Source organism: Mariniflexile sp. HMF6888 (assembly GCF_044335535.1).
In the GTDB taxonomy this organism is placed as follows: domain Bacteria; phylum Bacteroidota; class Bacteroidia; order Flavobacteriales; family Flavobacteriaceae; genus Mariniflexile.
In genome coordinates, this window is record NZ_JBIQVZ010000003.1 from 24,770 (window position 1) to 46,819 (window position 22,050).

The 22,050-nt window shown below is 35.2% G+C and carries 14 protein-coding genes; 5 read left to right on the forward strand and 9 right to left on the reverse strand.

The annotated features are described in order from the left end of the window. The 8 genes from ACGLWY_RS08720 to ACGLWY_RS08755 form a co-directional block, all read right to left on the reverse strand. Positions 1-1,773 (reverse strand): BatD family protein, encoded by a 1,773-nt coding sequence (locus ACGLWY_RS08720; RefSeq protein WP_396619297.1) that lies wholly within the window; start codon positions 1,771-1,773, stop codon positions 1-3. Positions 1,774-1,901: 128 nt separating this feature from the next. Beyond that, positions 1,902-2,726, reverse strand: coding sequence for a tetratricopeptide repeat protein (locus ACGLWY_RS08725; RefSeq protein ID WP_396619298.1), 825 nt, complete (start codon positions 2,724-2,726; stop codon positions 1,902-1,904). Positions 2,727-2,849: 123 nt separating this feature from the next. After that, on the reverse strand, positions 2,850-3,887 hold the full coding sequence (locus tag ACGLWY_RS08730; RefSeq protein WP_396619299.1) for a VWA domain-containing protein: 1,038 nt from the start codon (positions 3,885-3,887) through the stop codon (positions 2,850-2,852). A gap of 111 nt (positions 3,888-3,998) precedes the next feature. After that, positions 3,999-5,006 (reverse strand): VWA domain-containing protein, encoded by a 1,008-nt coding sequence (locus ACGLWY_RS08735; protein WP_396619300.1) that lies wholly within the window; start codon positions 5,004-5,006, stop codon positions 3,999-4,001. Beyond that, positions 5,006-6,697: a BatD family protein gene (locus ACGLWY_RS08740; protein ID WP_396619691.1), complete on the reverse strand. Its 1,692-nt coding sequence runs from the start codon at positions 6,695-6,697 to the stop codon at positions 5,006-5,008. The genes ACGLWY_RS08735 and ACGLWY_RS08740 overlap by 1 nt, the downstream gene beginning before the upstream one ends. Before the next feature lie 48 nt (positions 6,698-6,745). After that, positions 6,746-7,612, reverse strand: a complete 867-nt coding sequence (locus tag ACGLWY_RS08745; protein WP_396619301.1) for a DUF58 domain-containing protein — start codon at positions 7,610-7,612, stop codon at positions 6,746-6,748. Positions 7,613-7,712: 100 nt separating this feature from the next. Beyond that, entirely contained in the window at positions 7,713-8,714 is a 1,002-nt protein-coding gene (locus ACGLWY_RS08750; protein ID WP_396619692.1) for an AAA family ATPase, read from the reverse strand. A 190-nt stretch (positions 8,715-8,904) separates the two neighbouring features. Next, complete coding sequence (locus ACGLWY_RS08755; protein ID WP_396619302.1) at positions 8,905-10,029, reverse strand: DUF4382 domain-containing protein; 1,125 nt, start codon at positions 10,027-10,029, stop codon at positions 8,905-8,907. A gap of 490 nt (positions 10,030-10,519) precedes the next feature. On the opposite strand from ACGLWY_RS08755, the gene ACGLWY_RS08760 reads away from it, so the two are divergent. From ACGLWY_RS08760 to ACGLWY_RS08770, 3 genes are read left to right on the forward strand one after another with little or no spacing between them, the layout of a single operon-like run. Beyond that, a complete protein-coding gene (locus ACGLWY_RS08760; protein ID WP_396619303.1) occupies positions 10,520-11,272 on the forward strand; it encodes an SDR family NAD(P)-dependent oxidoreductase in 753 nt (250 codons plus the stop codon). 13 nt (positions 11,273-11,285) lie between these two features. After that, entirely contained in the window at positions 11,286-11,642 is a 357-nt protein-coding gene (locus tag ACGLWY_RS08765; protein ID WP_396619304.1) for a four helix bundle protein, read from the forward strand. A 41-nt stretch (positions 11,643-11,683) separates the two neighbouring features. Further along, the gene (locus tag ACGLWY_RS08770) at positions 11,684-12,817 is read left to right on the forward strand and encodes an ATP-binding protein (RefSeq protein ID WP_396619305.1); all 1,134 of its coding nucleotides are present in this window, start codon (positions 11,684-11,686) and stop codon (positions 12,815-12,817) included. A gap of 346 nt (positions 12,818-13,163) precedes the next feature. Here the strand turns inward: ACGLWY_RS08770 and ACGLWY_RS08775 are convergent, their stop codons facing one another. Further along, positions 13,164-14,714, reverse strand: a complete 1,551-nt coding sequence (locus ACGLWY_RS08775) for an aldehyde dehydrogenase family protein (RefSeq protein WP_396619306.1) — start codon at positions 14,712-14,714, stop codon at positions 13,164-13,166. A 313-nt stretch (positions 14,715-15,027) separates the two neighbouring features. Between ACGLWY_RS08775 and ACGLWY_RS08780 the strand changes: the two genes are divergently transcribed. Next, positions 15,028-16,107, forward strand: a complete 1,080-nt coding sequence (locus ACGLWY_RS08780; RefSeq protein WP_396619307.1) for an isoaspartyl peptidase/L-asparaginase family protein — start codon at positions 15,028-15,030, stop codon at positions 16,105-16,107. A gap of 374 nt (positions 16,108-16,481) precedes the next feature. After that, entirely contained in the window at positions 16,482-22,046 is a 5,565-nt protein-coding gene (locus ACGLWY_RS08785; protein WP_396619308.1) for an alpha-2-macroglobulin family protein, read from the forward strand. Positions 22,047-22,050 lie beyond the last annotated feature (4 nt).

Genomic DNA, 22,050 nt, shown 5'->3' on the forward strand with positions numbered 1-22,050 from the left:
TTAGCGTGCCTGTTTATCAATTAACGAAATGGTTGTTGCTGCTTTTTCATAATCTTCTTGCATGGTTACAATATCTATTGGTGTGTAACGTGCCAACTCGCAACTTTCTAAAATGCTAATAAAGTCTTTTACCACAGTAGCTTCTACTTGCTTTTCTGCAAGCAAAGTATTAATTCGGTCTTTACTTAATTCATAGGTTTCAATATGTAATTTCGCCTTTAAATAATTATGCAGCGCTTTCTCTAAAGCAATATAAAATGCTTCTTTTTTTCCAAGCGATTTTTTGGCATTACTCAAGTATTTTCTAGCTAGTTTATCGGCTTTTCTAATTTTATTTCCATAAACATCAGCATCTCTTGTTGCCTTTTTATTTCTAATTACAATGGCTAACGGAATTGCTAAAAAAGGCAGTAATAACAGACTCCAAAAGGCCGTTGTTTTAAAAAAGGCTGTATTATTTATACTTACAAAATTGGTGCTTGTTTTAATAAATGCAAACTGATCTTTATTAAGTAAAACGGGTTGTTTTCCGTTATTTGCAACAGATGTGCTATTAGAATTGGCAGTGTTTAAAGGACCACTTAAAACGTCTAAAACAATTTCATCGGAGGTTAAACGCTTATAACTTTCTGTTTTTAAATCGAAGTATGAAAAAGAAATACTTGGTATGGGATATTTTCCTTTATACTGAGGAACAATGGTATAATTATCGGAAATAGATCCTTGCATACCGGATAGGCTGGTATTAACCTCTTCTTTATGTTCGGGTTCGTAAACTTCTAAAGAACTTGGCAACGACACTTTAGGCAGTTTAAAAAGCTTTAAATTCCCGTTTCCTTTAACAGCCACTTTTAATTGCAAGGATTCGGAAGCCTCTAGACTTGTTTTTGAAGGGGACACCTCAAAACTAAAATCACCAACGGCTCCAGAAAAATCTAAAGGCTTGCCTTCTTCCGGCAAGGGTTTAACGGTAATGGTACTATTTCCTGCAGAGACCACTTTGTTGGTACGCGTCATTAAAAGACTTCCAAAAATATCGCGTCTGTTAGTCGGTACGCGTAAAGCAATATCTAAACTTAAAGGTTCTATATTAAGTTTGCCAGTTTTTTGGGGATACAATACGGTTTTCCTTAAAACCAAAAAGCGATAATCTTCTCCTTTGAAAGTGCCGTTTTGTACTTTTTGTCCTTGCGTATCTATATTCTGACTCCAAAAATCGTTATAACGTGGACTATCAATTTCGTTCCAATTATCAACAGCAATAGTTGGGGATACGTAAAGTTTATATACTACTGTAATGGCTTCATTTAAATAGGGATTGGTTTTTGAAATTTCTGCTACCAAATGAATATTCTCCGAAGCTATATAATTTGGATCATTAGGGTCTTTAGGTATTTCTACTGCTGCGGTTACTTCAATGGTAATAGGTACTGTTTTGTAGGTTTCACCACCAATATTAATAGTTGCCTGAGCAATGGTAAAATGACCTCGGCCTTTGGGTGCTAAGAAATAGCTATAGGTTTTTTTAAAACTCCTAACTCCATTAATCCACGAATTGCTAACCGATTGGTTGGGACCTCCAACCACATTGAAATTAGAAAAATCTGGTGGATTAAAATTATCGCCATCTTGATTCATTTCAAAATCGATACGCAAACGCTCATTAACCCCAAGCTTTTGTTTGCTAACCTTGGCTTCAAACTTAACTTGGGCATAGGTTATGCTTGTAACTAAGAGTATTAATAGTATGGATATTTGTTTTAATAATTTCATGTTTAATAATTGAAATACTTCGCTTGCATTCAGTATTGAATTGACGTTTTGCATTTTTTTAAACCTACAAGGTTTTTAAAACCTTGTAGGAAACTGTTAACCGCGACTGTGACTGCAAACTTATCGTTTTACCAATCTTTTTCTGTTTTTATTTTAGTGCCTTTTTGTTTTTCGGCATTGATTTTTTCTTGAACTTTTTGTTCTTGGTTATTCATGGCTTCTAACAAACTCTTAACCTGTTGCGGAGACATTTGACCTGGACGGGGTTTTGGCGGCTCTTGTTTTTCATTATCGCCAGCTTTTCCTTTATCATCTTTTTCTTCTTTAGGCTTTCCGTTTTCATCTTTCTTATCGTCGCCTTCTTTTTGATCTTGATCGCCTTGGTCTTTTTGATCTTGGTCTTTCTTATCGTCGCCCTCTTTTTTGTCCTGATCCTTTTTGTCGTCCTTTTTATCCTTGTCTTTATCGTCTTTCTTATCGTCTTCTTTGTCCTTTTGTTGTTCAGCACATATTTTAGCTAAACCCAAATTATAACGTGTTTCCTCATCGGTCGGGTCGTTTCTCAAGGCATTTTTATAAGCTTCAACGGCTTCTTTACATTTTTTGTTTTGCATGAGCACATTACCTATATTGTGGTAAGCTTTGTGTTTCTCAGGTTTTGAAGTAGCAATTTTAGCGGCTTGGTCTAGTCGATACAAGGCTTCTTCATAGTTGCCTTTTTTAATATAAGAGTTTCCTAAATTATAGATGCCTGCGACGGTTGTTCCTTGTTCTGAAATGGCTTTTCTATATTCCTTTTCTGCCGAAACAAAATCGTTTTCACTAATTAAATTATTTCCTTCATACACATAATTATTAGCTTTTTTAGCCGCTAATAATGCTTCCTTTTCCTTGTCTTGCGAAAAAGAAAAAGTAGTTGTTAATGTTATTAAAATTAATAGTATATGCTTCATTTTACTGTTTATTAATCGACTTATAAATATATAAAACCAAACAACGGCTTCTAGTTAAAGGTTTTATAAATGTTTTATAGATGTTAGATTTACGATTAACATTCTAACTTCAATCGCCAATACCTAAAGGTTTTCGTTAAATAAATTCAACTTTTTTAACCACGCTGTTTTACGATCTAGTAAGACAATATCGAGTAGCAAAAAGAGAACAGCAAAAGCTAAAAACCATTGAAATTGGTCTTTAAAATCGGCATATTCCTTTGTTTCAAACTCCTTTTTATCCATCCCATTTAAAATATCACCTATTTTTTTAACGACATCATTCGTGTTTTTGCCGTTTAAATAGACGCCATTAGCTTCGGCTGCAATACTTTTAAGGGTTTCTTCATCCAAACGTGTAATAACGGTTTCGCCTTGGCTGTCTTTTTTATAATTTAAAACAATCCCGTTGCGCTTTTCTGGTATAGGTCCACCTTTTACATCCCCTACACCAATGGTGAAAATTCTAATGCCTGCTTCGTTAGCTTCTTCGGCTACTGCAGTAGCTTCTTCACTGTGGTCTTCACCATCTGAGATAATAATTAGAATCCGATTGGTTTGTTCTTCATCATCAAAATAGGTGGTCGCCAATTTAATGGCTTCATTTATAGCTGTCCCTTGCGATGATAGCATATCGGTATTCATGCCTTGAAGAAACATTTTTGCCGAAGCATAATCGGTTGTAATGGGCAATTGTGGAAATGCTTTTCCTGCGTAAGCAATAATACCTACACGGTCGCTTGCCAAATTATTGATGATTTGCGTTACCAATTGTTTTGCTTTGTCTAATCTATTTGGTGCGATATCTTCGGCAAGCATACTTTTAGAGACATCAATAGCAAAAACAATATCAACCCCTTCGCGTTTTATAGTTTCTAGCTTTGTCCCTATTTTTGGGTTTACCAATGCGACGGCTAAACATGCAAAGGCCAAACTTAATACAACTAGTTTTAAAACCGACTTAAATAACGATGTATTCGGGCTTAATTTTTTTAGTAATGCTTTATCGGCAAATTTGCGTTGGGTACGGTGTTTCCAAAATTGAAGCACCAAAAAGAATAGGACTATCACTGGAATAATTCCTAACACCCAAAACCATATTTTTTCGTCTAATTGATACATTTATTTTTTATTTGTCCCTCCCCTAAATTCCCAAAGGGGACTTTGTTTTCGTTAAATGGAGTATTTTTTTCTCTTCTCTATTGTCTATTGTCTCTTATCTCTTTTGTCTATTTACACAAAACTTCTAAAAAGCGTATTACGTAATAAAAATTCCAATAGTAATAACAAACCTGCCAATAGCACTAATGGTCTGTATTTTTCTTCATAATTGTAATATTTAAACTCTTCAACATCTGTTTTCTCAAGTTTATTTATTTCTCCATATATTTCTTCAAGCTTTCTATTATCGGTGGCCCTGAAATACCTTCCTCCCGTAACTTTTGCTATTTCTTTTAGCAATACTTCGTCTATCTCTACTGGAATCCGAGCGTATTGAAATCCGCCTGTTCTTGGATCTAAAGCTACCGGTGACAATGCCATACCGTTAGTACCTAAACCAATAGTATATGTTTTTATGCCATATTCCACAGCCAATTCGCTAGCTATTTTCGGATCTATAAAACCAGTATTATTTACGCCATCGGTTAATAATATAATAACCTTACTCTTGGCTTTGCTGTCTTTTAATCTATTTACCGCTGTTGCTAAACCCATCCCAATAGCCGTTCCGCCTTCAATAATTGTGTTGTATTTAATATCTTTTAATGAACGTACTACAATTGCCTTATCACTAGTAACAGGGGTTCTTGTGTAACTTTCCCCAGCGTATTCTACCAGTCCTATTCTATCATTTGGCCTACCTTTAATAAATTCTGCTGCTACATTTTTTAAAGCTTCCAATCTGTTTGGCGATAAATCCTTTGCCAGCATACTTGCCGATACGTCAATAGCCATTACAATATCGATTCCTCTGGTTGTTTTTGTTTTAGAAGACACGTCAACGGTTTGTGGTCTTGCTAATGCGGTTATTAATAATGCTATTGCCAATAAACGCAATATAAATAACCCATGTTTTAGTTTTGGCAACCAAGAACTGGTTAGTTTAAACCCTTTTAAACTTGATATTTTAAGCTCAGCTGTTTGCTTTTTATGTTTGAAAACATACCATAATATAGCTAATGGCAACACCAAAAGAGCCCAAAACCACTGCTTGTTTAAAAAATCGATGCCTTCAAACATTATTCTTCTGCTTTTTTAAGTTCAACTGAATTTAAAATACGTGTTACCATTTGGTCTGCATACTCATCATTGGTTGGATAGGTCATAATAATTTGCTGTAACACATTTTCTGAAGCAAATTGTAGTAATATATAATTTCCCTCTTGTACTTTTTGGCTTATTGGATTTTTAATTTTTAATGTTCCATAGGTTTTTAATCCTTCTGCGCCGTTAGGTGTTATAAATTTATCTCTCAATACCACAATATCTTGAGCGCCCTGAGCTTCTATACTTTTAAGACTTTGTTCTGATGCCTTCTCAATATCGATTTTGTTTTCACCCATGTTTTTATATGAAGTGGTATTTACCATCACACTAAACATATCTAATAAGGTTCCATAAATAAAAGTTGTTTGGGTTACTTGCGTTTTCATTTCGTCTGGAACCGACAAATCGATACGAGTTAATACTTTTGGTGTAGAAATGGTAACTGGTGGCACGCCATACGCACTGGTGACCCATTCGCCTTCTAAAAGTTCCACGCTATCATGGCCAATAATGGTGTCTTTTACATAATTGAACCCATACTTTAAACCAAAGCCAACAAATGTTGCCATTAATAAAAACACACCTATAACAACAGTAATGATAATTTTCTTACGTTTCTTTTTACGCTCTAATTCTTCACGGTATTTTTCATCTAAAAGCTTTTCTTCTTCGGTTGGTTCTGGCAATGCTTCTTTTACATGGTCAATCTCAATATCAATAGTATCTCTATCTATTTTGGCAAGCTCAACGTCTACGGCAGATTTAGCGAATTTCACCAAATCAGCACGCTTTAAAATGCTTTCTAAATTTCTAATATCTTCGGTACTCAACTCTATTTGATTGCCTTCTTTAAGTAAATTAAGCCGATTAATCAGCTCATCCGTTGTACTTTCCAAGGCTCGGTCATACACTTTTTCATCAAGATATTTTCTAATAATAAACGTAAGGTCTGAGTAGTATTCTTTTATGGAATCGGTTTCTAAATAATGACTTTCATCCAATTTTTTAAGAGCTAACTTCGCTCTATCATAAGGTGGTAACAAAGCAATTTGTTCTGCTTCGGTTAATGGTTTTTTTCGCCAAATAAACCAATACATTAAAAAGCCAATGACACCAATTATTAAAAGTGTCAGCAATAAATATTTCCACCAATCACTGCCTTTTTTACTAACTCCAATAATGGGCTTTATATCGTAGAGCCCTTGTTTTGTAGTGTCTACAACCACGTTGTTAACCTCAACTTTTAATGAATCGGTAAAAAAAGTTTTATCGCCAATAATGATTTTTTGCCTAGGAATGGTGTATTTACCAGAATCAAATTGAGTTAAACCATACTTTTTGATAAGGTTGTATTTGTCCTTATTTTTAATAGTATCGATGGCATAGGACTCAATCATTTCTAAAGGTGAAAATGTTTGTCCTTCGGGGAAAACCACCAAGCTATTTGGTTTGGTTTCAACTTCAATTTTATAGGTGATTTGTGAGCCTATTTTAATTTTTGTTGAATCGATAGATGTCGTTACTTGAGAAAAAGAGAAAAAAGATGAGAGACAAAAGACCAAAGACCAAAAGATGGAAGACCCAAGACCGAAGGCGAAAGACCGACGACGGAAGACAAAAGACCAAAGACCCAAGACCCAAGACCCAAGACCTAAGACCCTCATTATTTTATTCAAAAATCGTAAATCGTTAATCATAAATCTAAACTCCATTTATCCTCTTCTTTTAAAATACCCCAACATTTTTTTTACATAGCTTTCATCAACACGGCAATCAATAGTCCCTGCTCCCGATTTTGTAAAACTTTCACGGTAATAATCTACTTTTTCTTGATAAAACTTACCATAATTGAGACGTACTTTTTTGGACGATGTATTTACTAACATGTATTCACCCGTTTCTTCGTCTTGCATTTGAACAACGCCTAAATTCGGAATGTCTTCTTCGCGCTTATCATAAACCCTAATCCCTGTAACATCATGTTTTCCTGAAACAATTTTCATGGTTTGACGGTAATTGTCTGCAATGAAATCAGACAATACAAACACAATAGCTTTTTTCTTCATAACATTTTGCATGAATTTTAAAGCTTCGGCCAGATTGGTTTGTTTACTTTCTGGTTCAAACTCAATCAATTCGCGAATAATACGTAGTACATGCGAGCGTCCTTTTTTTGGTGGAATGTAAAGTTCTACTTTATCTGAAAATAAAATCAAGCCAATTTTATCATTATTCTGGGTTGCAGAAAACGCTAAAGTTGCTGCTATTTCCGTAACTACTTCGCTCTTAAATTGTGCTTCGGTACCAAACATTTCAGACCCCGAAACATCTACCATAAGCATCATGGTAAGTTCACGCTCTTCTTCAAAAACCTTTATATAAGGTTCGTTGTAGCGTGCAGTAACGTTCCAATCTATATTTCGAACATCATCACCAAATTGATACTGGCGCACTTCGCTAAAAGTCATACCACGCCCTTTGAAAGTTGAGTGGTATTCGCCTCCAAAAATATGATCGGACAAACGGCGTGTCTTAATCTCTATTTTACGTACTTTTTTTAGTAATTCTTTAGTATCCATTTTTTTAGTAAACAGTTTTACAGTCTCAGTTAGCAGTAAATTATATCCAGTATCCAGTAACGAAAAAACTGATTACTGCCACTGAATCCTGTTAACTGGATTAAGGTACTTCTATTTCGTTTACTATTTTATTGATGATGTCTACCGAAGTTACGTTTTCGGCTTCGGCTTCGTAAGTGATGCCTATTCTGTGTCTTAACACATCGTAAACTACGGCTCGAACATCTTCAGGGATTACATACCCACGACGTTTTATAAAAGCATAGCATTTGGCAGCAGATGCTAAATTGATACTTCCACGAGGTGATGCACCAAAAGAAATAAGTGGTTTTAAATCGGCTAGTTTATATTTTTCTGGGTAGCGTGTTGCGAAAACAATATCTAGTATATATTTTTCAATTTTTTCGTCCATGTAAACATCACGAACCACTTGTTGTGCTTTTAGAATTTGAGCAATTGAAACCACAGGGTTTACCTTTTCCCAAGCGCCTTTCATATTCGCTCTCATAATTAATTGCTCTTCAGCAATTTTTGGGTAATCAATAACCGTTTTCAGCATAAAACGGTCTACCTGTGCTTCTGGCAATGGATACGTTCCTTCTTGCTCAACAGGGTTTTGAGTTGCCATTACTAAAAATGGTTTGTCCAATTTAAACGTTTCGTCTCCAATAGTTACTTGTTTTTCCTGCATGGCTTCAAGTAATGCCGATTGCACTTTTGCAGGCGCCCGGTTAATCTCATCTGCCAATACAAAATTGGCAAAAATAGGCCCTTTTTTGATGGAGAAGTCATTCAACTTCATATTATAAATTAAGGTTCCTGTGACATCGGCAGGTAATAAATCGGGGGTAAACTGTATTCTGCTAAAACTGCCATCAACCGCTTGCGCCAAGGTATTAATGGCTAAAGTTTTTGCAAGTCCTGGAACACCTTCAAGTAATATATGCCCTTGCCCCAGCAAACCAATAAGTAAACGTTCTACCATATGCTTTTGCCCTACGATGACTTTGTTCATCTCTAACATCAGTAAATCAACAAAAGCACTTTCTCTTTCAATTTTCTCGTTAATAGTCTTAATATCAATTGTACTTGTTTCTTCCATCATTTATATATTTTTTAAACGCCCGAATATACTAAGCTTATTTGAGCAGTGCAAATTGTTAAAACTTTTCTTTGAACGCTGTTAAATATTGGTTAAATTATCAAATCTGTTCAGTTAATAATTGGTTAAAATAAATAGCGCGACACCTAGGTGTCGCGCTATTTATTAATAAAGCCGTTTTTTAATTTTTTTATTCTGCAACTAACGTAATTGCATCAAGAACGGTTTCTGTATCAGATGTTACAATGACATCTGTAGAACCATCTTTAGTATAATCTTGTGAAACAAAACCAGCAGCACTTATGGTTACGGTATATGTCCCAACTGGGATATCTCCCAAAATAAATTCTCCATTGGCATTGGAATCCATTGTTGCAACTACATCCCCGCTATCTTTATCTTTTACGGTTACAGTTACTACAATGTCATTTGTTACATCACCACTTATAGAACCTACTTGAGCAGTTAGCTGAATAGGTTCTGCTATTGTGGTTGTTTCGCCATTAATGACCAATATTCCTGATACTGACCCTTCGGTGTAACCTGATTCAGAATTCAAAGGTGTTGCAACGACATCATACGTTCCTGCAGGTAAACCCCACAAAACAAAAGCCCCTGTGTCGTCTGTATTGGCAGAAACAACAAAATCATCTTCTGTTTCTGGAGTTCCCATATCGTCTACCAATACTGAAACCATTGAAGGCACATCACTCGGTTCAACGATTCCTTCTATATTTCCTGAACTCACTTCAGCACTTACATAAAGTACTGGTTTCAAAATAATATTATCTGAATTACCTGCCATAACTATTGATTTATCAACATCAAAATCCAATACAAAATTATAGGTAAATCCTTCTTCGATTACGGCTCCTACTTTAAGTTTCAAACCTGATTGCTGAGCACTGGGTGTTTTTAAATCAAAGACTTCTGGTTCATCGGCATCATTTCTAATAACTATGGTATTGCCATCACCTAATACCAATCGCATTTGTTCAAGTGTTCCGGCAGGAATTGGTTTCATGTCAACCAATACTTCATTGACTCCACCAGTTAAATCCAATAAATTGATAGTTCCTTGACTATTCATCTCTAAATCAATCCATCCACTATCATCGTTGCTGTCATCCATTTTTATCATAACACCAACTACATTAACGTTTACTTCGTCATAATCGCCTGGAGAATCAACAAGTTTTACTGTTATTTTTGGAGCTCCAGCGTTTATTTTGCTCGATTCGGTGTCACTACATCCAATGATGGATATCATTAAAAATGATAGAAAAAATAAGCTTAATTTGTTCAATGTTTTCATAATTATCATATATTTATTTATTGGGGTTCATTAAGTTATATACGTACCCAAAGCGTAAAATAGATCATCTTTTTTTTTATTTAATACTTAGTGCTGGTGCATTAACTCTTTAATATTGTTTATAAAGCGTTGGTTTTCATTGTTTTATATATGTTCTTTGATTTTTTGATTTGAATTGAAAGTTTATGATTTTACATTTTTAAATGTAAAATCATGAATTCAGGAAAATACATTTTCTCTCAATTGCTAGATTTTGTTAATAAATATGAATTAGAAAAATAGTGAAAATATTAATGAGGAACAATATAATATTTTTTTAACGCACCAGCACTAATTTAATATCATGAAATATTTTGCTTGTTAAGTATAGTAAGGCCTGTCCCATATCTCAAAACAACAGTGATTTTTGTTTCTACAAATAGGAAAAACAATTATGCCTTTTTATGCCTCTTTTAAGTATTTTTATATATGAATTGCAAAAATAATATAAATGAACAAAACAGCTCTAATAACCGGTGCAACAAGTGGTATAGGACATGCAACAGCTTATGAGTTTGCAAAGCATGGCATTAATTTAATTTTATGTGGAAGACGATTGGAACGCCTGTTTACCATACAAGAAGCCTTAGGTAAACTAACAAATGTGCATATACTAAATTTTGATGTGCGCGATAAAACTGAAACTTTTAAAGCCATTGAATCGCTACCAGAAAACTTTAAACATATAGACATTTTAATTAATAATGCGGGCAACGCACATGGTTTAGACCCCATAAACGAAGGAAGTATTGATGATTGGGATGCCATGATGGACATAAACGTCAAAGGGCTTTTATATATAAGCAAAGCCATAATACCACAAATGACCAAACGACAATCGGGGCATATTATAAATATTGGCTCATCGGCAGGTAAGCAAGTATATCCAAAGGGAAATGTGTATTGCGCCAGTAAACATGCTGTTTTGGCTATTACAGAAGGAATGCGTATTGACTTAAACCCGTTTGGAATTAAAGTAGGTGCCATAAGCCCAGGTTTGGTTGAAACCGAATTTTCACAGGTGCGTTTTAAAGGCGATAAAATTGCTGATACAGTTTATGACGGCTTTAAAGCTTTGCAAGCCGAAGATATTGCCGAAATTATTTATTTTGTTGTATCACGTCCTGCCCATGTTAATATTGCCGATATGTTAATTTTTCCAACGGCACAGGCTAATGCATTTACATTAAATAAATCTGTCTGAACTTATTTTTAATATGGATAGCATTATTTATTTTTTATTTTTATTATTTATTCAAGTAATATGCCATACTTCTTTAAGTAAAGATTATAAATTAAGAGAACAAATCAATGGTTCATCTGGTTCAATAATGGATAATGTAGCTGAAGGATTCGGTAGAGGAGGAAACAAGGAATTTATAATGTTTTTAAGCTATTCCCGCGGGTCATGTAACGAAAGCAAGTCGCAATTTATTAAGATGTTTCGACGAAATTATATAGATGAAACCACTTTCAATAAACTTAACAGTGATGCTGAAAATCTAATAAATCAATTATCAAAATTTATCAATTACCTTAAAAGCTCCGAACGCAAGGGCTCAAAATTTGATTAGTCTTGAATAAATAATAAAAATAAAACATAGACAATACCTAAATGATCAACAAGCGTCTACTTATAAAAAATTTGTTGTCACACAATGATGAAAACAGCTTTTACGATAAAAAGCGTAAAATTGATATTAGTTTTAAAGAAGGAAAGGCTAAGTTTTTAAAGCATGTTTGTGCGCTTTCAAATAGCAACCCTAAAAACAACTCGTACATTGTTATTGGTGTTGAAGATGTTGATAACGACATTGTTGGTGTCGACTTTTTTGATGACAGTAAAATTCAAAACCTCATCAATGCCTATTTAAGCCATCCGCCAATTGTACAGTACGAAAACATTCCATTTCCGCATTTACCCGATGATAAAGTAGTTGGTTTGGTTACCATTCGCCCAACTGGAAAAATAACATCGCTACGGAAAAACATTTGGAAATATTACGGTGGTTCGGTATTTTTTAGAGATGGAAGCATGAGTATGCCCAAAGTATTCGACATCGAAATAAAAGATGTTAACTCTAAAATTGTTGAGTCCATTGAAAACAATTCACAAAACAATATTGAGCTCACCTTAAACGGCGTTTTCGATTTTTTAAAAAAACGCAAAGACTACAACGCTCAATACAAAGTGTTTAAGGAATACTTCGTTGTTTGTTGGGCAGGGCAAAAAAAAGTAGTTAAAGATGAAATATTCTTTTCTAGAGTTGACATTGAATTGATAAACGAACAGGTGCGTTTGTTTTTTTCGGCTTTAGATGAAGTTGCCATTTTTATTAATGACGATTCGTTTAAAATCATTGAATATGTAAATCTGGGGTTTCAAAATTCCAATAAATACTATCAATTAGAAGAAACCATTATCAATTTTGAAAACAATGCCAATTATTCCATTGAAACCAAACTTTTATTTGAACCACCACAGTATGATAAAAAAGTACTTCACCATATTTATAACACTACAAATGCTATTTTAGAAAAACTAAAAAAAGGACTACCGTTTACAAAAAGTGAAGAAACAGATTTAAAAAATTTACCCATAACCTATTTAATTTGTTATCTAAATTTATTTCACGAAGCTATTGACAAGTTAAATGAGGCAAAACCCTATTTAAGGGCTCATAGTGAAGAATTATACCATCTTTATAAAGAATCTATGCGGGTTCTAAGAAAAGTGAAATACAGTTAATCTAATTTATTGGAAGCTTAACCATAATTTAACTTTAGTGCTTTTTTTCTCACGATATAAAATATATATTTGCACTGCTATTAATCTTTTTAGAGATATAACCTTGTTTCTCCCGATAAAATTTCGGCATTGGAGCAAGGTTTTTTTATTAACCGATTTACCTAAGCTACTTTAACGGCCCAACACAGAAAACAACCCAACTCTTTATACTTGAATTATTTACAAAGGTTCCATCTGTTTTAATTTAGTCAGATGGGGCACCCTAAATAATCATTCTTTTGTGTACGAATGCCATTTTATAAATGCTTCATTTGAAAAGATAAAGGCTAAACACACACATATCTAGCTATAAATCAAATTTAATACCTTGGGCTAAAGGCAACTCAGTAGTATAATTAATGGTGTTGGTTTGGCGTCTCATATAGACTTTCCAAGCATCACTACCAGATTCGCGACCACCACCAGTTTCCTTTTCACCACCAAAAGCACCACCAATTTCGGCACCCGAAGTACCAATATTCACATTGGCAATACCACAATCAGATCCAGTAACCGACAAGAAACGCTCAGCTTCACGCAAGTTGTTTGTCATAATGGCTGAAGACAATCCCTGTGCTACATTGTTTTGGATTTCAATCGCATTTTCTACACTACCCGAATATTTCAATAAATACAAGACAGGTGCGAAAGTTTCATGCTGTACTATTTTAAATTCTGGTTTTGCTTCAGCTATGGCTGGTTTTACGTAACAGCCACTTTCATACCCTTTTCCAGAAAGCACTCCTCCTTCAACTATAATTTTACCCCCTTCCTCAACTACTTTAGTTAAAGCATCTTGATACATCTTCACCGCATTGGTGTCTATTAAAGGGCCCACATGATTTTTTTCATCCAACGGATTTCCTATACGAAGTTGTTTGTAAGCATCGGTAACTGCTGTTTTTACCTTATCGTAAATAGACTCATGGATTATCAATCTTCGTGTTGAAGTGCAACGTTGACCACAAGTACCCACTGCGCCAAAAACCGCTCCTATCACGGTCATTTTTATGTCGGCGTCTGGAGTTACAATAATGGCATTGTTCCCTCCTAACTCTAACAAACTTTTTCCTAAACGACCTGCAACTTCTTGAGCTACAATTTTACCCATTCTGGTGGAACCTGTTGCCGAAATTAATGGAATACGAGTATCTTTCGTCATAAATTCTCCTACTTTATAATCGCCATTAATTAAACACGAAATACCTTCTGGTAAATTGTTTTTTGAAAAAACTTCAGCAGCTATATTTTGACAAGCAATACCACAAAGCGGTACTTTTTCACTGGGTTTCCAAACGCATACATCACCACAAACCCAAGCTAAAGCGGTGTTCCAAGACCAAACTGCTACAGGAAAGTTAAATGCTGAAATAATTCCAACAGCACCTAATGGATGGTATTGTTCATACATACGATGACCAGGGCGTTCGGAATGCATGGTTAACCCATGAAGCTGACGCGATAGACCTACTGCAAAATCACAGATGTCAATCATTTCCTGAACTTCACCCAACCCTTCTTGGTAGGATTTACCCATTTCATAAGACACTAATTTTCCTAAAGCCTCCTTTTTTTCTCGAAGTTTTTCTCCAAACTGGCGCACAATGTCACCGCGTTGTGGTGCAGGCATTAATCGCCACGTTTTAAATGCATGGGTTGCGGCGTCCATGACCTTGTCATAATCGGCTTTTGTGGTCGTTTTTACTTTTGCTATTAACTGTCCATCAACAGGCGAATAGGATCCTAAAATATCTCCATTGGAAAAATTGTTAGAGCCTGTTGAAGTGCCTTCATTTATATCTTTTATCCCTAAAATTTTAAGAGTTTTTTCTATTCCAAAATCTGTCATCACTTTCATTAATTATAGATTTATTAATTAATTTTAAATTATTTGCGAATATAGCAATAAAAAGTCACTTTCATTAAAGTTTAATACTTGTAAAACTATTAACTTTAAAGCGCAAATTAATGAACTCATCTTGACTTTTTGTTTTTAACCGAAAATGGGATAAAATTTGTATAGATGAGGCACTTCTTGAAAGGCATAGCAGAGCTAAGCATCAAAAAAGAAACGAAATATGGACGAATTTTAGTCATTCCTGCCTGCCGGCAGGCAGGTTTTAGGAAATAGAAAAGGTCAGGATAAGTTCAGTATATTAATATGAAATCTTATGAGAAAATATGTTCTAATTTTTTTTAGCTCACTTCTGCTTTTTAGTTGTAAAAAACAAGACAAATTGATTGATTCCGAAATTAAAGAGGAACGTATTAAAGATTTAAAATTAACTACTGAAAACAAAACGGCTCAATTCTCAATTGTTATTCATGGTGGTGCAGGCTATATAAAAAAAGAAAATATTTCATCAGAAAAAGAAAAGGAATACCGAGCTAAGCTTGAAGAAGCTATTAAAGTTGGTTATAACATTTTAAAAAATGGTGGCACTAGTTTGGATGCGGTAGAAAAGACCATTAATGTTCTAGAGGATTCTCCCTTATTTAATGCAGGTAAAGGTGCTGTTTTCACCCACGAAGGCACGAATGAACATGACGCTTCTATTATGGACGGAAAAACTTTAAATGCAGGTGCTTCGGCAGGTACAAAAACAATAAAAAACCCTATTAGTTTAGCCCGTGCTGTTATGGAAAAATCGCCACATGTGATGCTTTCCGGAAGTGGTGCCGAAATATTTGCTGAAGAACAGGGCCTAGAAATTGTAGAACCGAGTTACTTTTATACAGAACCCCAAATGAAATCTTTAGAACATGCAAAAAACGCTGAAAAAAATAAAGTTTCATTGTTTTATGATTCTGAAATTAAAGACTCGAAATTTGGAACTGTTGGTTGTGTGGCATTAGACAAAAATGGCAACTTAGCAGCTGGAACTTCAACAGGTGGTATGACGAACAAACGTTGGGGACGTATAGGTGATTCGCCTATTATTGGTGCGGGTACTTATGCAAATAATAGCACTTGCGGAGTTTCAAGCACAGGTTGGGGTGAATATTTTATTCGCGGTATGGTTGCATATGATATTTCGGCTTTAATGGCATATAAAGGCATGCCACTTGCAGAAGCTGCGAATGAAGTGATTCAAAAAAAGTTACCAAAAATTGGAGATGGTGCTGGTGAAGGTGGTATTATTGCGATTGATAAAAATGGACACATGGTTATGGAATTTAATACGCCTGGGATGTTTAGAGCAACTATGAATGACAAAGGTGAACTTTATGTCGGGATGTATAAAGATTAAGAGACTGTCTAAATATTTTTCATTAGTGTCCGATAAGATTCAAGGCTTTGCTAAAAGAAAAAAGAATATAGAAAATAGGCTAAATGACAGCCAATTCATATTCAAATGTATGTTTTAATAATCGCTAAGTAATTTATTATGAACAAAAAGTTAGGCCACAAATCTGTAATCTCTCTAAAACCATTATCACTGTACTTGCAGTGAATTGTAAAAGTTTTATCGGTCAACAATCAATATTTTTATCAAAAGCATCTTTTATGAATAATTTAACAAAAGAGAAAAGCCTAAAATAAAATACTTGAACGTAATTTGTTTAACAAGAAGCTGCCTACAATTTCTTTTAATTTAAGTTCAATTCAGTAAATCATCAATCTATGTCTCCAAAAAAACTCTGGGTTTTAGTTGCTATTATAGCCTTAGCAACATCATGTAAAAAAAAAGAAATTGAAACCGATAACTTATTTAAGTTTCGAGAATATATAAGCTATACCTCTTCTGGTTTGGTTTCGGTGGCTGACCCCATTCAAATTAATTTGGCAAAAGATGTAGAAGGTTGGGAAATGGGCAAGGAAGTTACTTCTGATATCATAACCATTTCTCCGCATGTACAGGGAAAATTAACGACTACCAACAAACACACACTACTTTTTACACCCGATGAATATTTAGAACCATCGACAGAATATAGTGTCACCGTTAAACTAAATGATATTTATAAAAACATCCCCAAAGATTTTAGCAGCTACACATTTCAGTTTAAAACCATCACACCAAATTTTAATATTGTTACCAATAATTTACAATCTTACAGCAAAAATTGGCAGTATTTGGAAGCAGGATTGCGTTCGGCAGATGTCATTTCAATTAAAGATGCAAAAAAAATAGTTGAAGCATTTCAAGAAGATAAAAAACTATCCATTGTATTCAATGAAGCTCATGAATATGCGAAAGTGTTCGAGTTTAAAATTGATAGCATCAACCGTAAAATAAACGACAGCGAAGTCCTTGTAAAGTGGCATGGAAAGGCTATTAAAGCAGATAATGAAGGTGAAAACAAAGTATTTATTCCCGGAATAAACAACTTTACCATTATTAATGTGGATGTCATCCAAGCCCCAGAGCAACATCTGTCCATTAATTTTTCCGACCCTTTAAAAAAGCAACAAAACTTTGATGGATTGATAACCCTTCAAACGGTAAAAAACCCGAAGTATGTAGTGGATGGGAATGTATTGAAAGTATACCCAGAATCTAAATTGATAGGGAATATTCAAGTGGATGTATTCCAAGGCATTTCGAACACCGATGGTTACAAACTTAAAAAACCATTTTCTGAAATCATTGCTTTTGAAGAACTAAAACCGCAAGTACGCTTAATTAGCAATGGCACCATTCTACCAAACTCACAAGAATTAAAATTCAATTTTGAAGCGGTAAACTTAAAAGCTGTAGACGTAAGAATCATTAAAATTTTTCAAAATAATGTGCTTCAGTTTCTGCAAGACAGCGAGTTAAACGGCAGAGATTCTTATGCGATTAGACAGGTAGGCCGTCGCATTGCAAAACAAACCATACAACTTCAAACCGCTGCTGGAAATACTGGAAAGTGGAAAGCGTATAGTATCGATTTATCTAAATTTTTTAGTTCAGATGCTGGTGCTATTTATCGGGTGGAACTGAGCTACAATAAAAGCTACTCATTATATAATTGCGATGCAAATACGACAACATCAAACACAGAAGATGATGAATATGAAGCATATTACGAAGATGAATACTACGAAGGAACCCAAACAGAAAGTACACCCGAAGAAGAAGAATTACGCGAAGAAGCCTATTGGGACAACCTAACATACCGCTACAAAAACTACAACTATAATTGGCGTGAAGAAAACAACCCCTGCCATGATGCGTATTATAACGACTCAAAAATTGTTTCCCAAAACCTATTGGCATCAAATCTGGGCGTTATTGCTAAACAAGGCAGTAATAACTCATACTATTTTGCTGTTACTAATATTTTAACTACCGACCCAGAAGCAAATGCAACTGTAAAACTCTATAACTTCCAACAACAAGAAATAGCAAGTGCGTTAACAGACAACGACGGATTAACCCTTATAGATTTAAACAAAAATGCGGCCTTTGCTATTGTTTCAAAAGGAAAAAATACAACGTATATAAAACTTGCCGATGGTAATTCGTTATCGCTGAGTAAATTTGATGTATTCGGCAATAAACTTCAACGTGGGCTTAAAGGCTACATTTATGGCGAACGTGGGGTTTGGCGACCTGGAGACACACTTCACTTAACGTTTATGCTGAATGATTATACAAATCCCTTACCAAAAGGCCATCCTGTTAAAATGGAAATTACCGATCCCAACGGAAAGTTGGTTTATAAAAACGTCACGTCAAACAACCTAAATAACTTTTATAAATTTACGGTAGTAACCTCTTCTGAAGATAAAACAGGAAATTACAATGCCAAAGTTTCTGTTGGTGGCGCATCCTTTTACAAAGATTTAAAAATTGAAACCGTTAAACCCAACCGCCTAAAAATTAAAGTGGATTTTGAAAACGACATCCTTACAAGCAAAGAACCTTTAAAAGGAACTTTGGATGTGAAGTGGCTTCATGGCGCTCCCGGAAAAAACTTAAGAGCAGAAATTAAGGCGAAATTCAGTAGTTCCCATACTGCTTTCAAAAATTATAAAGATTACGTTTTTAATGATCCAACAAGGCAATTTAACACGGAAGAAAGCACTATTTTTGAAGGTTCTGTGGATGCTGAAGGACTCGCAAAAATCGATAAAAAATTAGAGATTGGTAAAAATGCTCCAGGCATGTTGAACGTTCAGTTTTTGGTGCGTGCTTTTGAAAATGGTGGTGATTTCTCTATGGATGCTTTTACCAAACAATATGCACCTTACGAGTCGTTTGTTGGCTTACGTGCTCCTAAAGGCAATGCTTATGGTTCATTCTTTACGGATGAAAACCAAACTTTTGATGTGGTTGTGGTAGATGCCAACGGAAAACCCATAAAACGCAACAACCTCGAAGTAAAAGTTTATAAAGTGGAATGGCGCTGGTGGTGGAATTCGTCTTACGATAACCTGTCTAGCTATGTGTCTAGTTCCTATCATAAACCATTTCTGAACAGTAAAATCAATACAGATGCTAACGGAAAAACACAACTAAATATAAAAATTCCAGACAACCAACGTGGTAGATATCTCATTAGAGTTGTAGACCCTGTAAGTGGTCACGCCACAGGGCAAACGGCCTATTTTTATAAAAACTGGTATGTCCCAGCTGGCGATAAAGAAGCAGCTAAAATGTTAGTGTTTTCAGCCGACAAAGAACATTATAATGTGGGTGAAACTGCAAAAATTAAATTTAAGTCGGGCAATGAAGGGCGTGCCTTGGTGAGTGTTGAAAATGGCACAGAGGTCTTAAACTACAAATGGACGAAAACCAAAAAAGGTGAAACCACTGTTGAAATTCCTATAACTTCTGAAATGGCTCCCAATGTATTTATCAATATTTCGCTATTGCAACCACATGCCATAACGACCAACGATTTGCCCATTCGTTTGTATGGTGTTATTCCAATCATGGTTGAAGACCCTAGCACTAGATTGGAACCTCAGCTGAAAATGCCCCATGTGCTGCAACCAGAACAGGAATTTCAAGTATCCGTTTCAGAAAAAAACGGAAAAGCCATGACTTACACCCTTGCGGTTGTTGAAGAAGGACTACTGGATTTAACACGTTTTAAAACACCGAATGCTTGGGACGAATTTTATACCCGTGAAGCATTGGGTGTAAAAACCTGGGATATTTTTGATGATGTTATTGGTGCCTATAGCGGAAGCATCGACCAAGTTTTTGCTATTGGTGGCGACGGAAGTGCAGCCGCAGGAAAAAATAAAAAAGCAAACCGATTTAAACCGGTGGTTACTTATTTAGGCCCTTTCTCGTTAAAAGCCGGTGAAAGTAAAACCCATAAAATAAAACTTCCAAATTATATTGGTGCAGTACGCACCATGGTTGTTGCAGGAAACCATACGACCAAAGCGTATGGAAGCACAGATAAATCAGTAGAGGTTAAAAAACCTTTAATGGTATTGGCTACGCTTCCAAGGAAATTAAGTCCGGGAGAAAAAGTAACACTTCCAGTGACCGTTTTTGCTATGGAGCCTAAGGTAAAAAATGTAACTATTAGTCTCAAATTAAGCAATGGTATTTCTATCGTTGGAGAAAGAACCAAAACACTGTCATTCTCTAGACCAGATGAGCAAATAACGTATTTTGAATTAGACGTTAGTAAAGCAAAAGGCGTTAGTACCATTGAAGTGATAGCAACAGGAAACGGCGAAAAATCAACTTACAAAGTAGCATTGGATGTTATAAACCCAAACCCTATAACCTCTATTCCCATTGATGAAACATTAGAATCCAATGCATCAAAAACGTTAGAGTTTTCAACCTTTGGGGTTACAGGAACCAATACGGCAACCGTTGAGTTTTCAACCCTGCCTCCCATGGATTTTTCGCGTCGTTTACAGTATCTAATCCAATACCCTCATGGGTGTGTGGAACAAACCACATCGAGTGTGTTTCCGCAGTTATTCTTAGGAGATATTTTCGATTTAACGTATGATAAAAAGCAACAAATTGAAAGCAATATTAAAAATGGCATCATACAATTAGGGCATTTCCAGCAATCAAATGGTGGATTAAGTTATTGGGCTGGAGAACGCACTGCTGACGATTGGGGAACCAGTTATGCCGGTCATTTTATGATTGAAGCAGAGAAAAAAGGCTATGTGCTGCCACTAATGTTTAAAAACAATTGGTTAAAATACCAAAAACAAGCTGCTAGAGATTGGCGACCAAGTTATAGAACCTATAATTCCGATTTAGCCCAAGCTTACAGGTTATATACGTTGGCACTTGCTGGACATGCAGATTTAGCCGCCATGAACCGTTTACGTGAGTTTAGCGAAATTTCCAATGAAGCCAAATGGCGTTTAGCTGCGGCTTATGCTTTGGCAGGACAAAAAGAAGCGAGTAACAGTATTTCAAAGACTGCCAATATAAATTTCTTGCCTCCAAAATATAATTATTATACCTATGGCTCGGTAGATAGAAATCGTGCGATGGCTTTAGAAACTATGGTGCTGACAAAAAACTCCAAAACGCGGGAATTGGCACAATATATTGCCAAAGATTTATCGAGCAACCGTTGGATGAGCACCCAAACCACCGCTTATAGTTTACTAGCCATGTCAAAAATGGTCGCCGCTAATGGTGGAAAAGCATTACATATAAGCTATACAATGAACGGAAAAACCGAAACTATAAATTCTAAAAGTGCTATTGCCCAACGCGAATTAAAAGTATTAGATGGCGCAAACAGCCTGTCCATAAAAAACAATAAAGACAATTTGATTTATGTCCGTATTTTAAACTCTGGGAAATTACCTTTAGGAGAAGAAATTGCCGAACAACGTGGTTTAAGTATTTCTGTAGTGTACAAAGATTTAAAGGGCAATAAAATGGAGGTCTCAAAATTGCAACAAGGACAAGATTTTGTAGCAACTGTAAGCATTAGTAATATGAAAAATGAAAGCGTACAAAACGTAGCTTTAACCGAAATTTTCCCTTCAGGATGGGACATCGTAAACACACGTTTTACTGAGTTTGGCGATGCCACCACAAGTCAGGCACGTTATACAGATATTAAAGATGATAGGGTGAATTTCTATTTTGATTTACCTCAAAAAGGAAAATACAGCACAAAAACTTTTAATGTGATGCTGAATGCCTCCTATTTAGGAACCTATTATTTACCGGGTATTCAAGCTGAAGCGATGTATGATAATGAGTATTTGGTAAGAACAAAAGGACAATGGATAACGGTTGAAAAATAAATGC

Excerpts from the sequence above, each read along its gene's own strand:
- ACGLWY_RS08720 (WP_396619297.1), bottom strand. The coding sequence starts at position 1,773 with ATGAAATTATTAAAACAAATATCCATACTATTAATACTCTTAGTTACA.
- ACGLWY_RS08725 (WP_396619298.1), bottom strand. The coding sequence starts at position 2,726 with ATGAAGCATATACTATTAATTTTAATAACATTAACAACTACTTTTTCT.
- ACGLWY_RS08730 (WP_396619299.1), bottom strand. The coding sequence starts at position 3,887 with ATGTATCAATTAGACGAAAAAATATGGTTTTGGGTGTTAGGAATTATT.
- ACGLWY_RS08735 (WP_396619300.1), bottom strand. The coding sequence starts at position 5,006 with ATGTTTGAAGGCATCGATTTTTTAAACAAGCAGTGGTTTTGGGCTCTT.
- ACGLWY_RS08740 (WP_396619691.1), bottom strand. The coding sequence starts at position 6,697 with ATGAGGGTCTTAGGTCTTGGGTCTTGGGTCTTGGGTCTTTGGTCTTTT.
- ACGLWY_RS08745 (WP_396619301.1), bottom strand. The coding sequence starts at position 7,612 with ATGGATACTAAAGAATTACTAAAAAAAGTACGTAAAATAGAGATTAAG.
- ACGLWY_RS08750 (WP_396619692.1), bottom strand. The coding sequence starts at position 8,714 with ATGGAAGAAACAAGTACAATTGATATTAAGACTATTAACGAGAAAATT.
- ACGLWY_RS08755 (WP_396619302.1), bottom strand. The coding sequence starts at position 10,029 with ATGAAAACATTGAACAAATTAAGCTTATTTTTTCTATCATTTTTAATG.
- ACGLWY_RS08760 (WP_396619303.1), top strand. The coding sequence starts at position 10,520 with ATGAACAAAACAGCTCTAATAACCGGTGCAACAAGTGGTATAGGACAT.
- ACGLWY_RS08765 (WP_396619304.1), top strand. The coding sequence starts at position 11,286 with ATGGATAGCATTATTTATTTTTTATTTTTATTATTTATTCAAGTAATA.
- ACGLWY_RS08770 (WP_396619305.1), top strand. The coding sequence starts at position 11,684 with ATGATCAACAAGCGTCTACTTATAAAAAATTTGTTGTCACACAATGAT.
- ACGLWY_RS08775 (WP_396619306.1), bottom strand. The coding sequence starts at position 14,714 with ATGAAAGTGATGACAGATTTTGGAATAGAAAAAACTCTTAAAATTTTA.
- ACGLWY_RS08780 (WP_396619307.1), top strand. The coding sequence starts at position 15,028 with ATGAGAAAATATGTTCTAATTTTTTTTAGCTCACTTCTGCTTTTTAGT.
- ACGLWY_RS08785 (WP_396619308.1), top strand. The coding sequence starts at position 16,482 with ATGTCTCCAAAAAAACTCTGGGTTTTAGTTGCTATTATAGCCTTAGCA.